7 protein-coding genes and 2 tRNA genes are annotated in these 14,918 nt (G+C 42.5%); 5 read left to right on the top strand and 4 right to left on the bottom strand.

From position 1 onward, the window contains the following. Positions 1-109: 109 nt before the first annotated feature. Together AAE250_RS04745 and gyrA are read right to left on the bottom strand one after the other, a co-directional pair. A complete protein-coding gene (locus tag AAE250_RS04745) occupies positions 110-1,402 on the bottom strand; it encodes a tetratricopeptide repeat protein (RefSeq protein ID WP_294597304.1) in 1,293 nt (430 codons plus the stop codon). Continuing rightward, positions 1,386-3,914, bottom strand: coding sequence for a DNA gyrase subunit A (gene gyrA, locus AAE250_RS04740; protein WP_294597301.1), 2,529 nt, complete (start codon positions 3,912-3,914; stop codon positions 1,386-1,388). Before gyrA ends, AAE250_RS04745 begins: the two co-directional genes overlap by 17 nt. A gap of 423 nt (positions 3,915-4,337) precedes the next feature. On the opposite strand from gyrA, the gene AAE250_RS04735 reads away from it, so the two are divergent. From AAE250_RS04735 to AAE250_RS04715, 5 genes are all read left to right on the top strand, one after another. Then, entirely contained in the window at positions 4,338-6,863 is a 2,526-nt protein-coding gene (locus AAE250_RS04735) for an ATP-dependent Clp protease ATP-binding subunit (RefSeq protein WP_294597298.1), read from the top strand. A 111-nt stretch (positions 6,864-6,974) separates the two neighbouring features. Further along, a complete protein-coding gene (gene htpG / locus AAE250_RS04730) occupies positions 6,975-9,023 on the top strand; it encodes a molecular chaperone HtpG (RefSeq protein WP_294597296.1) in 2,049 nt (682 codons plus the stop codon). Positions 9,024-9,211: 188 nt separating this feature from the next. After that, complete coding sequence (locus AAE250_RS04725; protein WP_294597293.1) at positions 9,212-11,506, top strand: patatin-like phospholipase family protein; 2,295 nt, start codon at positions 9,212-9,214, stop codon at positions 11,504-11,506. 76 nt (positions 11,507-11,582) lie between these two features. Next, a tRNA-Arg gene (locus AAE250_RS04720) sits at positions 11,583-11,656 on the top strand. Between the two features lie 21 nt (positions 11,657-11,677). Continuing rightward, positions 11,678-11,751, top strand: a tRNA-Arg gene (locus AAE250_RS04715). A 167-nt stretch (positions 11,752-11,918) separates the two neighbouring features. On the opposite strand, the gene dapA is transcribed toward AAE250_RS04715, so the two are convergent. Next, complete coding sequence (dapA, locus tag AAE250_RS04710; RefSeq protein WP_294597290.1) at positions 11,919-12,812, bottom strand: 4-hydroxy-tetrahydrodipicolinate synthase; 894 nt, start codon at positions 12,810-12,812, stop codon at positions 11,919-11,921. A 103-nt stretch (positions 12,813-12,915) separates the two neighbouring features. Next, positions 12,916-14,913 (bottom strand): NAD-dependent DNA ligase LigA, encoded by a 1,998-nt coding sequence (ligA, locus tag AAE250_RS04705; protein WP_294597288.1) that lies wholly within the window; start codon positions 14,911-14,913, stop codon positions 12,916-12,918. Positions 14,914-14,918: the final 5 nt, after the last annotated feature.

Raw genomic sequence — 14,918 nt, 5'->3', positions numbered from 1 at the left:
CTATTTCCAATGATAAAATAACAATTCTCATATAGAACTGGATAAAACTAAAAAACCTAATCAAAAGTTTGATTAGGTTTTTTAGTTTTTAGAGATGAGCAAAAATTCCTTATTGCATCATCTTCTCTATTTCTTCAAATTCCGGACCCATATCCAAGTTGTAATATACTCTATACAAGCCATTCAGCCATAAGTCTTTCTGATCAGGCTTCAGTTCTCTTGCTTTTTCGTAATTAGGTTTTGCTTTTTCGTAGAAAGCTTTCAAAGTAGCTTGATCTTCTTTGTATTTGGGATCATTTACATCTGTTGTAGCTTTCTCTGAGAAATCTTGTGCCTGAAGGCAGTAAATCAATCCAAGATTAGAATAAGCTTCAGCATAATTAGGATCTACTTCTGTTGTTTTCTTATAGAATTCAATGGCTTTATCGTAATCTTTCATGTTGTGATAAAGATATCCTTTCACATACAAATAGAATGTGTTATTGGGATCTTTAGCCAACATATCGTCAGCAAATTGCATAGCTTCATCGTACTTATTGTTATTGCTATAATAATCAATCAAGTGACCGAAGAAGAATGGATGTTCAGGATACTTTTGGATACCTTCTTTCAAAGAAGCAATCCATTTTACAGTGTCACCTTCAGCTTTTAATGCTGTAGAAACAAATTCCATGGCATATTTTCCTACTTCCTTATCATCTTTTGCATAGGGAGCATATTTCAATACGCTGGGATAATCTTCCAATTTAGCGGCAGCTAAACTTGCATAGTAAGCAATCTGTGGCAATACAGTATCTGTTTGCAACAAGTTTTCTTTCTCAAACATTGGATTTACTGCGATATCAATATATGTTGCAAAGAAATCGAGCGCCTTTTTATTGTCTTCTTTTGCAGCATCACCGTCTTTTTGTGAAGCATTATTGAAGAATTGGATACCACCATTAATCAGATTACCGCGTTCTGCCAAGATTGCAGCAGAATTTGACTTTCTATATTTGTTTTTGATTTTGCCCTTTTCATCAGGAATCTGTGCCAATTCATCACATTTGAAGTAGTACTTGCACATGTTCAATGCACTATTATATACTTGAAGAGTGTCATAAGGCTTTCTCAAGTAGGCATTTTCCATTTCTTTCTCACTTCTTTTTCTTTGAATAAGACCTGCTACATCCCATGCCTCCGGTTTGTCCTTTGTTTCGGGATTAGTCAAGGCTTCATTGATCAGTTGCTCTGCTTTGGCAAAGTCTGGTTTAGTCTCATTGGCAATACTTTTGGCCTCTTTTATATTCTTCTCTTGGGCAAAAGTAAAGCCGGCGGCGAGCAATAAAACCACTGAAAATAGTACTCTTTTCATGATTGTAGAAAATTTTAAATTAATATTATGTCTATTCTTCATTTTCATTATTTGCTTCATTTTGAGAATTTTCCGTAGTATTTTCATCCCCTTCTGCCGGAAGTTCTTCTTCGTTTTCTGAGGTGACTTTACATACAGAACCGATTTCATCGTTTCGTTTTTCAAGATTAATCAGACGGACACCTTGCGTGGCACGACCCATAATACGAACATCAGCTACTTTCAGGCGAATAGTGATGCCGGATTTATTGATGATCATCAGGTCATTTTCGTCTGTGACAGACTTGATTGTTACCAATTTACCCGTTTTGTCGGTGATATTCATGGTCTTTACACCTTTACCACCACGGTTGGTCTTACGATAATCCTCAATGTCGGAACGTTTACCATATCCTTGCTCGGATACAACCATTATTGTTTCTGTTTCAAGGTCTTTAATGCAAATCATGCCAACTACTTCGTCTTGGCCGTCTTCATCTAATGTCATACCACGTACACCGGTAGCAGTACGTCCCATAACTCTTACGGCACTTTCGTGGAAACGGATTGCACGTCCGTTGCGGTTGGCAATGATAATTTCGTTGTCTCCATCTGTCATGCGCACTTCGATAACGCGGTCGTCTTCACGGATGGTAATGGCATTGACACCATTTTGGCGAGGACGGGAATACTGTTCAAGCAACGTTTTCTTGATGACACCGTTCTTAGTACAGAATAGCACATAGTGGTTATTAATGAAGTCCTGATCAGTCAAACTCTTTACACGGAGATATGCATTGACTGCATCGTCGGAGTCGATGTTCAGCAAGTTCTGGATAGCGCGTCCCTTGGAATTCTTCGTTCCTTCAGGAATTTCATACACTTTCAGCCAGTAGCACTTACCTTTTTGAGTAAAGAACATCATGGTGTTGTGCATGGTTGCAGGATAGATATGCTCTACAAAGTCTTCGTCGCGTGTTTCAGTACCCTTGGAACCTACTCCACCGCGGTTTTGTGCACGGAATTCGCTCAACGGAGTACGTTTGATATATCCCATGTGCGAAATGGTAATAATCATTTCGTCGTCAGCATAGAAATCTTCAGGATTGAATTCTTCCGATGAATAAACAATTTCCGAACGACGTTCGTCTCCATATTTGTTTTTTACTTCGATTAATTCATCTTTAATAACTTTGCGGCAGAGTTCATCGTTGACGAGAATTTCTTCCAAATAAGCGATTTGTTTCTGGATTTCCTCATATTCAGCATGAAGCTGGTCCTGCATCAGTCCGGTAAGTTGGCGTAAACGCATTTCTACGATGGCGCGTGATTGGATTTCGCTTAATTGGAACCGTTCTATCAATCCAAAGATAGCATCATTCGGCGTTTTGGCAGCACGGATAATTTTGATTACTTCATCGATATTGTCGGACGCAATAATCAAGCCTTCCAAGATGTGTGCGCGTTCTTTGGCTTTGCGCAAATCATATTGTGTACGGCGAATTACTACATCGTGACGATGTTCAACGAAATATTTGATCAAATCTCTTAAGTTCAGCAAACGGGGGCGACCATGAACCAATGCTACGTTGTTGACACCAAAAGACGTCTGCAACATAGTCATCTTATAGAGCTTGTTCAGTACGACACTGGCATTGGCATCACGTTTTACGTCGATAACGATACGCATACCTTCGCGGTCGGACTCATCATTGGCATTGGAGATACCTTCAATTTTCTTTTCATTAGCCAGGTCGGCAATATTCTTGATCAATTCTGCCTTATTGACACCATAGGGAATTTCCGTAACGACAATCTTATCGTGTGTCGATCCGGTTTCAATTTCGGCTTTGGCACGCATGATTACGCGTCCGCGGCCTGTAAGATAGGCTTCGCGTACACCGCTCATACCATATATATAGCCTCCTGTCGGGAAGTCGGGAGCCTTGACGTAGGTCATTAGCTCTTCTACATCAATGTCGCTATTGTCGATGTAAGCGACGCAGGCATCGATAACTTCCGATAAATTGTGAGTCGGCATATTGGTTGCCATACCTACGGCAATACCGGATGCGCCATTCACCAGAAGGTTTGGAATACGGGTTGGCATAACGGTAGGTTCCTGCAAAGAATCATCGAAGTTATTTTGCATGTCGACGGTCTCTTTATCGAGGTCTATCATCATGTCTTCACCGATCTTCTGCAAGCGACACTCGGTATATCGCATGGCGGCTGCACTATCACCGTCCACGGAACCGTAGTTACCTTGTCCATCCACTATCATATAGCGCATGGCCCATGGCTGCGCCATACGGACAAGGGCACCATAAACTGAAGAGTCGCCGTGAGGATGATATTTACCTAAAACTTCACCTACAACTCTGGCCGATTTCTTATAAGGTTTGTCTGATGTATTTCCCAGTCCCATCATTCCGAAAAGAATTCTTCGGTGAACGGGTTTAAAACCATCTCTAACATCCGGAAGGGCACGTGAAACAATGACCGACATAGAGTAGTCAATGTACGATGACTTCATTTCCTCCTCGATGTTAATCTTTATAATTCTGTCTTGTTCAAGCATTTAAAAAGATTATTAATTATACATTTGCGGGTTTATGAAAAACCACGCTAAAGTACTGCTTTTTTACGATATACAAAAGTTTTCCTTCATAAACTTTGTTGTAAGTGCAGCAAATTAGTCGTAGCCAGCAATTTGTGTCGCGAAGGACGTTTTCGCGCCTAAAAGCTAAAACTGATAACTGCAATGATTTCAGAAATCATTGCAGCAACAATTTCAGAGATCATTGGAGCAATGATTTCTGAAATCATTCAAAATACCATTTTACGTATTTGCCGAAAGCTATATATAGAATAGGTATATAGGCGCTTGATGATTTATGGCACGGGATTTGTATATTATTAAAACAGTTAAATATGATACGATGAATTAATAAATGCGTATCTTTGTCGTGAATAACCTTTTAATTGAGGAGAATAAAAGAGTATGAATAATCAATTTTCGCAAAGAGTTTCTGATATCATTACTTATAGCAAAGAAGAAGCTAATCGGCTGAGAAACAGATATATCGGTCCGGAGCATCTTCTGCTTGGCATGTTGCGAGACGGCGGAGGAAAAGCTATTGAGATATTAATGAAACTGGATATAGATTTAAAGCGGGTGAAGAGCCGTCTGGAAAGCTTCCTGAAGGATGCTGAGGACGACACTCTCTTGCCTGATGCAGAAGTTCCCCTGTCTCCTATGGCAGCTAAAATATTGAAAATGTGTATGCTGGAAGCACGTCTATTAAAGAATGCAACGGCCGACACTGAGCATGTATTATTGGCTATCCTGAAAGATGGAGATAATTTGGCAGCTACCGTTTTGGAAGAAAATCAGGTAGACTATCAGTCTGTATTTGAACAACTTTCGATGAAATCGACCAATCCGAACGCTGGAATGGGATTTACGGAGGATGATGAAGAAGATGAAGAGGAAATGAACATGTCCCGTTCGTCACGTAGCAGTAACGGACCTTCATCATCTGCACAGACTGCATCCAAGAAGCCTTCTAACGATACCCCTGTGCTGGATAACTTTGGCATGGACATGACGCGCGCTGCCGAAGAAGGTAAATTGGACCCGGTTGTAGGACGTGAGCGTGAAATAGAACGTTTAGCACAGATCCTGAGCCGTCGCAAGAAGAATAATCCCGTATTGATCGGCGAACCCGGTGTGGGAAAATCTGCTATTGTAGAAGGGTTGGCACTGCGCATTGTGCAAAAGAAAGTATCGCGTATTCTCTTTGAAAAGCGTGTCGTGATGCTTGATATGGCCTCTGTTGTGGCCGGAACAAAGTATCGTGGACAGTTTGAAGAACGCATCCGTTCCATTATCAATGAGTTACAGAAGAATCCGAATGTCATCCTTTTCATCGATGAAATTCATACCATTGTGGGTGCTGGGGCTGCAGCAGGCTCTATGGATGCGGCCAATATGTTGAAACCGGCTTTGGCACGTGGGGAAATACAGTGCATCGGTGCCACAACCTTGGATGAATATAGAAAGAACATTGAGAAAGATGGTGCTTTGGAACGTCGTTTCCAGAAAGTGATAGTTGAACCTACCACTGCTGAAGAAACGCTGCAGATATTGAAGAATATCAAAGAAAAGTACGAAGACCACCACAATGTGAGCTATACGGACGAAGCTTTGGAAGCATGTGTCAAGTTGTCAGAGCGCTATATAACCGACCGTAACTTCCCGGATAAAGCAATTGATGCTTTGGATGAAGCCGGTTCGCGTGTACATCTGACGAATATCAATGTTCCGAAGGAGATTGAAGAACAAGAAAAGCTGATAGAAGAAGCCCGTAGCATGAAGGCTGAAGCGGTGAAATCGCAGAATTTTGAACTGGCTGCAAGCTATCGCGACCGTGAAAAAGAATATTCCGCACGTTTGGATGAGATGAAAGCCGAATGGGAAGCCCGGTTGAAAGACGATCGCCAAACGGTAGGTGAAGAAGAAATAGCGAATGTTATTTCAATGATGTCCGGTGTGCCCGTACAGCGTATGGCACAAGCAGAGGGCCTTAAATTGGCAAGTATGAAAGAAGATTTGCAGTCGAAGGTTATTGCCCAGGATGCTGCTATCGAGAAGCTTACAAAAGCCATTCTGCGTAGTCGCGTCGGTTTGAAAGACCCTAACCGCCCTATCGGAACATTTATGTTCCTTGGTCCTACCGGTGTCGGCAAAACACACTTGGCGAAGCAGTTGGCAAAGTATATGTTTGGTTCTGCCGATGCGTTGATACGCATTGATATGAGCGAGTATATGGAGAAATACACCGTATCTCGTATGATCGGTGCAGCTCCGGGATATGTAGGTTATGAGGAAGGCGGACAGTTGACTGAAAAGGTGCGTCGCAAGCCGTACTCCATTGTTTTGCTGGACGAAATAGAAAAAGCCCATCCGGATGTATTCAATATCTTGTTGCAAGTGCTGGATGAAGGCCGTTTGACTGACAATTATGGCAGAACCATTGATTTCAAGAATACGGTTATCATCATGACTTCAAACATTGGTACCCGGCAGTTGAAAGAGTTCGGACGCGGTGTGGGCTTTGCGGCACAGAATCGTACAGATGACAACGAACACTCTCGCAATGTGATTCAAAAGGCTCTGAATAAGACGTTTGCTCCGGAATTCTTGAACCGTCTCGACGAGATTATAACCTTTGATCAGCTTTCTTTGGAGGCTATTACAAAGATTGTAGACATCGAGTTGAAGGGGTTGTACGACCGGGTTGAATCGCTTGGCTATAAGCTGATTGTAGATGATGACGCTAAGAGATTCCTGGCAACGAAAGGATATGATGTGCAGTTTGGTGCACGTCCGCTGAAGCGCGCTATCCAGACTTATGTTGAAGACGGTCTTTCCGAGTTGATTATCTCTTCCGGATTGCAACCGGGTGATGCCGTAAATATCTCTGTAGATAAGGAAAAAGAAGAGTTGAGTATCCAAAAGGCATAGCTCTCTTCCTCTTATGAAACAGTCAAAATGTCAGTCCTTGCGGGTTGGCATTTTTTTTGTTTTCTTTTTGCCGTAACACTAAAAATATAAACCAAATAATATAAATGTAGTATGCAAAAAGGAAATATTGGGGTAACTACCGAGAACATTTTCCCCGTCATCAAAAAGTTTTTGTACAGCGATCATGAGATTTTTCTTCGCGAGTTAGTGTCTAATGCCGTTGATGCCACTCAGAAGTTGAAGACACTGTCTTCTATCGGTGAATTCAAAGGTGAAGTAGGCGATTTAACCGTACATGTTTCTTTGGGAAAAGATACGATTACCGTATCCGATCATGGTATTGGCCTGACTGCAGAAGAAATCGACAAATACATCAATCAGATAGCGTTCTCCGGAGCCAATGACTTCCTGGAAAAGTACAAGAACGATGCAAATGCCATCATCGGTCACTTCGGACTTGGTTTCTATTCTGCCTTTATGGTGGCCAAGAAGGTTGAAATCATCACTAAATCCTATCAGGAAGGTGCCCAGGCTGTGAAGTGGACTTGCGATGGTAGTCCTGAGTTTACGATTGAAGATGCAAAAAAGGAAGACCGCGGTACGGATATCGTTCTTTATATTGACGATGATTGCAAGGAATTCCTTGAAGAAGCACGTATTTCTTCCCTGTTGAAGAAATATTGTAGCTTCCTCCCTATTCCTGTGGCCTTCGGCAAGAAGAAAGAATGGAAAGACGGCAAGCAGGTTGAAACAGCCGAAGATAATATAATCAACGATGCAAATCCTTTGTGGACACTGAAACCCAGTGAGTTGAAAGATGAGGATTATAAGAAGTTCTATCGCGACCTTTATCTGATGTCCGACGAGCCATTGTTCTGGATTCATCTGAATGTGGATTATCCGTTCCATCTTACAGGTATTCTGTACTTCCCGAAAGTAAAGAGCAATATCGAACTGAATAAAAACAAAATACAACTTTATTGTAACCAGGTGTATGTGACGGATTCAGTGGAAGGTATCGTTCCCGACTTCCTGACTCTACTGCATGGTGTGCTCGATTCACCGGATATTCCGTTGAACGTATCCCGTTCTTACTTGCAGAGCGATGCCAACGTGAAGAAGATTTCTACATATATCACAAAGAAAGTATCTGATCGTCTGCAGTCTATCTTCAAGAACGACCGCAAGCAGTTCGAAGAAAAGTGGAATGATTTGAAGATCTTCATCAATTACGGAATGCTTACTCAAGAGGATTTCTATGACAGAGCCAAAGATTTTGCCCTTTTCACCGATACCGACAGCAAGCATTATACTTTTGAAGAGTATAAAACGTTGATCAAAGACAATCAGACAGATAAGGACGGAAGCCTGATTTATCTGTATGCCAACAATAAGGATGAACAATTCAGCTACATCGAAGCAGCTAAAAACAAAGGCTACAACGTGTTGCTGATGGACGGCCAACTGGATATTGCATTGGTGAGCATGCTGGAGCAGAAGTTCGAGAAAGTCCGCTTCACTCGTGTAGATAGTGATGTGATTGACAATCTGATTGTTAAGGAAGAAAAGAAAGGCGAAACTTTGGAAGCCGGCAAGCAAGAAGCCTTGTCTGCCATCTTCAAGAGCCAACTGCCGAAGATGGATAAGACAGAGTTTAACATCATGGCACAAGCCTTGGGAGAAACTGCTTCTCCGGTTATGATCACTCAGAGCGAGTACATGCGCCGTATGAAGGAAATGGCTAATATCCAGGCCGGAATGAGTTTCTATGGCGAAATGCCTGACATGTTCAATCTGGTATTGAACTCAGACCATAAACTGGTGAAAGAGGTACTGGCAGATGAAGACAAGGAATGTGCAGCTGCTGTTGCTCCGGTTCAGAAGGAAATGGAGGATGTGGACAAACGTCGCAATGAGCTGAAGAAGAAACAAGAAGGCAAGAAGGACGAGGATATTCCTACAGCCGAAAAAGATGAGGTGAACGAACTGGATAAGAAGTGGGATGAACTGAAAGCCCGGAAAGAAGGCATATTTGCAGGTTATGCAGCTAATAACAAGGTGGTTCGCCAGTTGATAGATTTGGCACTACTGCAAAATGGAATGCTGAAAGGTGAAGCTCTGAACAACTTCGTCAAGAGAAGTATCGACCTGATAAAGTAAGCCCCTTTAAATTTGCATATATAATAGATGCAAGGGTATTGTGATTCGTAAGAGTTGCAATACCCTTTTTTATTTCTTTTTGCTGCTGTCATTACGTTTTTTTCCGTTGAATACGAAGTTTTTGGAAACTATTGCCTATATTTGAGCATTGAACGTTTAACATATATTTTACTCGGAATATCATAGACATGAAAAGGTTTCTTCTGTTTTTGTCATTTCTTCTATGTCTCTTGCCGCTTCTGCAAGCTCAGAAGGTGGGGCTTGTGTTGAGTGGCGGTGGTGCAAAAGGTATGACGCACATTGGCATTATCCGGGCGCTGGAAGAAAACAACATTCCCATTGATTACGTTACCGGGACGTCTATGGGAGCCATAATCGGTTCTCTCTATGCTATGGGATATTCTCCGGATGATATGGAAGCATTGCTGCGTTCGCCCGACTTCAAACGCTGGTACTCCGGTAAGGTAGAGCCGGAATATGAATATTATTTTAAGAAAAACCGCCCTTCGCCGGAGTTCTTCAATATTCGTTTTGCCTTTAAGGATTCGATGCATGTAAAGCCGCAGATACTTCCTACCAGTATGGTCAATCCGATACAGATGAACCTGGTATTTGTAGAACTGTTTGCGCGTGCTACGGCTGCATGTGACGGTGACTTCAATAATCTCTTTGTCCCTTTCCGTTGTGTTGCTTCCGATGTATACAATAAAAAGCCGCTTATCTTGAAGAACGGTGATTTAGGGGACGCTGTGCGTGCTTCCATGAGCTTTCCGTTTGTCTTTAAACCGATTGAGATAGATAGTGTACTGGCTTATGACGGAGGTATTTACAACAATTTCCCTACAGATGTGATGCGGGAGGATTTTCATCCGGAAGTTATTATCGGCAGTGTGGTAGCTGCCAATCCCAGTAAGCCTAAAGAGAATGACTTGATGAGTCAGTTGGAGAATATGATTATGCAAAAGACAGATTACTCCATTCCGGACTCATTGGGGATAGTGATGAATTTTAAATATGATGACGTCAATTTGCTGGATTTTGACCGTTTGCAGGAATTGCATGACATTGGCTATAACCGGACTATCAGCATGATGGATTCTATAAAAAGCCGCATTCATCGAAGGGTGAACCCCGATAATGTGCGTCTGAGGCGTCTGGTCTTTCGGAGTAATCTGCCTCAATTCCGCTTTCGGGATATCTATATAGACGGAGCTAATGCCCAGCAGCAAGCTTATATCAAGAAAGAATTCCATGATGAAGATTATGAGGTCTTTACTTATGAGGACTTGAAACGCGGTTATTTCCGCTTGCTGGCCGACAATATGATATCGGAAATAGTTCCTCATGCCGTTTATGATTCTGAATCGGACTTGTATGAGTTGCATTTGAAAGTCAAGATGGAAGATAACCTCTCCGTACGGGTGGGCGGAAGTGTTTCCACTACCAGCTCCAATCAGGTGTACTTGGGACTGGGATATCAGAACCTGAATTATAATTCGAAAGAATTCACTTTCGATGGACAGATAGGCAAGGTTTATAATAATGCCCAGTTTATGGCGAGGATTGATTTTCCCACCCATATTCCGACGTCTTATCGTTTTATAGCCTCTATCAGTACGTTCGATTACTATAAGAAGGATAAATTATTCTCCAAGAATGACAAACCGTCATTCAACTCGAAAGACGAGCGTTTCGTAAAGTTTATGGTTGCCTTGCCTTTCCTGGCTAATAAGCGTGCTGAGTTTAGTTTGGGGTATGGCAAATTGGAAGATAATTACTTTCAATCCAGCATTATAGATTTTGATAAAGACCGTTCCGATAGAAGTACTTATCGATTGTTTGGGGGATCTATAGGTTTTTATGGAAGTACTCTTAATACACGGCAATATGCCACCAAGGGATATTTAGAAAAGCTGGTTGCCCAGATTTTCACAGGAAAAGAGAAATTTGATCCGGGAAATCCAAAGGAAAGAAGTTCTGTAAAAGACCGACAGTCGTGGCTGCAAATTTCTTATATGAAAGAAGCTTATCATACGATGGGGCCTAAATTCACGTTGGGATGGATGGCAGAAGCATTGTATTCATCGAAGAATTTCTCTGAAAACTATACGGCAACAATGATGCAAGCGGGAGAATTCTCACCAACCCCGCATAGCAAATTGGTGTATAACCAGGCTTTCCGTGCCAATCAGTTCATGGCGGCCGGTATTAAACCGATCTATGTATTGAATGACATGTTCCAGTTCCGTACCGAGTTTTATGGTTTTATGCCGATTTTTCCAATAGAAAGGAACAGCCAGAATAAGGCTTATTATGGAAAAGCCTTTTCTCACTTTGAATATATGGGAGAAGTTTCAGTAATCTGCCAACTGCCTTTTGGTGCCATATCAGCTTATGTAAATCATTATAGCTCACCGAGAAGGGAGTGGAATGTGGGATTGAGCATCGGTTGGCAATTGTTTAACTACCGCTTCGTGGAATAAAATTTCTTCAAAAAAAGTTTGCGCATAGTTTGCTAATTCGGAAAAAGTACGTATCTTTGCACCCGTTAAACGAAAAGGCCGCGTAGCTCAACTGAATAGAGTAGCTGACTACGGATCAGCCGGTTACAGGTTTGAATCCTGTCGCGGTCACAAGTTTTCATAATATAAAAGGGTCGCGTAGCTCAACTGAATAGAGTAGCTGACTACGGATCAGCCGGTTACAGGTTTGAATCCTGTCGCGATCACAAAATCCTCTGCAAGTTTTCTTGTGGAGGTTTTTTGTGTGAACACCATTCTTCTTCTACCTGTTCGCAGCAGCTCTGCAACTTGTTGTATACAACAACGCCACCAGCTTGCGTCAATACTGCAAACTGATGGCGTCTTTATAGCTTAATTTTCTGTTCTTCTGTTTTTAGCACTTGATGTTCAGCTCGTCCAGAATCTTGCGCATGGCCTCAAAAGTGGTGATTCGCGTGGGTACCAATGGCAGTCGGAGCTTGTTTTCAATCATTCCCATTACATTCAACATGGCTTTTACGCCTGCAGGATTGCCATCCACAAACAAAAGCTTGAATAATTCTGCAAATTTATGGTGAATGGTCAATGCATTTGCGTAATCTCCACGTAATGCCAAACGCACCATGCGGCTGAATTCACGCGGAAAAGCATTTCCAATCACAGAGATAATGCCGACTGCTCCTAAGGTAATCAAGGGGAAGGTAATGCCATCATCGCCCGAAATAACATCGAAATTGGCAGGTTTATTCTTGATGATATCATCCATTTGTGTAATGTCCCCCGAGGCTTCCTTGATAGCTATCACATTTTTGAAGTCACGTGCAATGCGCAAGGTAGTTTCGGCTTTCATGTTCACACCGGTACGGCCGGGAACGTTGTAAAGCACAATAGGCAAGTCGGTTGCTGCGGCAATTGCTTTGTAATGTTGGTATATACCTTCTTGCGAAGGCTTATTGTAATACGGAACAACGGAAAGAATCGCGTCGACTCCGGTGAAATCATCGTTTTTCAGTGTTTCTACTATGGCACGGGTATTATTTCCACCTACACCAAGCAGAATAGGTATTCTTCCGTTCACACGTTCGATGACCATTTTCTTGATTTTCTTCTTTTCATCCTCCGTCAGTGTCGGAGTTTCTGCCGTGGTGCCAAGCACGCACAGAAAATCGGTATTGTTTTGAAGTTGATAGTCTACTAAACGCATCAACGCATCATAGTCAACGCTTTCATCCTCTTTAAATGGAGTGATAAGCGCTACCCCCATTCCTTTCAATCTTGTCTGTATCATGAGTATTATAAAGTAATCTCTAATTAAATGACTCGCAAAAGTACGAATTTTTTCGATTTCCCCTACAAATATAAGCCATAAAAAAGCTTTTCGTAGAAATTTGTTAGGATATCAGGGCTAAAAACTCATCTTCGCTCATTATCTTCACCCCTAATTTCTGGGCTTTTTCCAGTTTGGCAGGCCCCATATTTTCTCCCGCCAGGATAAAGCTGGTTTTGGCAGAGATGCTACCTACGTTTTTCCCTCCGTTCTTCTCGATCAGATCTTTGTATTCGTCTCTTGAATGGTGGGCAAATACGCCGCTGATGACGATGGACTGACCTGCAAGCTTATCGGTATATCCGCTTAGGTCTTCTTCTTTCTGGAAGAATTGCAATCCGGCTGTTTTTAAGCGGTTTACCAACTCCCGATTGGATGGATTAGCAAAATAAAGAATGATGCTTTGCGCTATTTTTTCACCGATTTCATCGATGTTTTTCAGCTTTTCAAGATCGGCATCTTCCAATTCCTCAATGTCTCTGAACGACTTGGCAATCTTCTTGGCAACGGTTTCTCCTACAAAGCGGATGCCCAATGCAAAAAGCACTCTTTCGAAGGGAACTTCCTTGCTGGCGGCAATGCCTTTAATGATGTTGTCGGCAGACTTTTCCCCCATTCGTTCCAGGTTCTTGATGTCGTCTGCTTTTAGTTGATATAGGTCTGCTGTATCTTTTATCAGCCCCAGCCGATAGAACATGTCCACGGTTTCCGGTCCCAGTCCGTCTATGTTCATGGCCTTACGGCTGATGAAATGCTCTATTTTGCCTTTTATCTGGGGCGGGCAAGCTGTTTCATTGGGGCAATAATGGGCCGCTTCTCCTTCGTAACGTATTAATTTACTGCCACATTCGGGGCAGTGCGTGATGAATCTTATCTTTTCACCGATAAGTATGCTGCGGGCGTCTTTATCCACTCCGGTTATTTTCGGAATGATTTCTCCGCCTTTTTCCACATAAACCATGTCGCCTATGTGCAAATCCAGTCCTTCTATGATATCTGCATTATGGAGGGAGGCTCTTTTCACGATGGTGCCGGATAGCTGTACGGGATCCAGATTGGCCACCGGAGTTACGGCACCCGTACGTCCTACCTGGTAGGTTACCTTATTCAGGCGTGTCAATGCCCGTTCTGCCTGAAACTTATAGGCAATGGCCCAACGGGGGGATTTAGCGGTGAAACCGAGGTTTTTCTGCTGCTTCAAACTATTGACCTTTAGCACAATACCATCTGTTGCTACTGGCATATTCTTGCGTTCGGTGTCCCAATACCGGATGTATTCGAATATCTCTTCCAGGCTGTGTGCTTTTCTCATGTGCTCTGAGATTTTAAATCCCCAGCTGGCTGCTTTTTGCAAGTTCTCGTAATGTCCGTCACAAGGTAATTCTTCTCCCAGCAAATAGTATAAATAAGCATCGAGTTTGCGCGAAGCTACGATAGCAGAGTTTTGCAGTTTCAATGTTCCCGAAGCCGCATTGCGGGGATTAGCAAAGAGCGGTTCTTCCCGTGCTTCTTTTTCACGGTTCAGCTCTTCAAATACAACCCAGGGCATCAGGATTTCCCCTCTGATTTCAAATAGCTTAGGATAGTCTCCATGCAGAACCAGTGGGATGGTACGTATTGTTTTTACGTTATCTGTCACGTCATCGCCTTTTTCACCGTCACCACGGGTGACGGCGCGCACCAGCTTACCGTCCTCGTAAGTCAGCGAAATAGAAGTACCGTCATACTTCAGTTCGCAGCAGATTTCAAAGTCTTCATTCAGTGCTTTCTTTACGCGGTCGTAAAAGTCTGTCACCTCACTTTCGGAATAGGTGTTTCCTAATGAAAGCATCGGATATTTATGTGCTACTTGCGTGAAATTCTTGTTTATATCGCTTCCTACGCGCATGGTAGGCGAATTGTCATCCTGATATTCAGGATGTTCCTTTTCCAGATCTTGTAGCTCACGCATCATGTCATCAAATTCCTTATCAGATATCTCGGGAGCATTCAGAACATAATAATTGTAGTTGTGCCGATGCAGCTCGGCACGCAGTTGGTCTATCTTTTCCTTTACAGTCATAGCGA

Source organism: Bacteroides sp. GD17 (assembly GCF_038448625.1).
GTDB lineage: Bacteria > Bacteroidota > Bacteroidia > Bacteroidales > Bacteroidaceae > Bacteroides.
The sequence above is the reverse complement of the archived record's forward strand: the minus strand, read 5'-3'. Positions and strand labels throughout refer to the sequence as shown.

Coding starts and splice junctions, on each gene's coding strand:
- AAE250_RS04745 (WP_294597304.1), bottom strand. CDS start 1,402: ATGAAAATGAAGAATAGACATAATATTAATTTAAAATTTTCTACAATC.
- gyrA (WP_294597301.1), bottom strand. CDS start 3,914: ATGCTTGAACAAGACAGAATTATAAAGATTAACATCGAGGAGGAAATG.
- AAE250_RS04735 (WP_294597298.1), top strand. CDS start 4,338: ATGAATAATCAATTTTCGCAAAGAGTTTCTGATATCATTACTTATAGC.
- htpG (WP_294597296.1), top strand. CDS start 6,975: ATGCAAAAAGGAAATATTGGGGTAACTACCGAGAACATTTTCCCCGTC.
- AAE250_RS04725 (WP_294597293.1), top strand. CDS start 9,212: ATGAAAAGGTTTCTTCTGTTTTTGTCATTTCTTCTATGTCTCTTGCCG.
- dapA (WP_294597290.1), bottom strand. CDS start 12,812: ATGATACAGACAAGATTGAAAGGAATGGGGGTAGCGCTTATCACTCCA.
- ligA (WP_294597288.1), bottom strand. CDS start 14,913: ATGACTGTAAAGGAAAAGATAGACCAACTGCGTGCCGAGCTGCATCGG.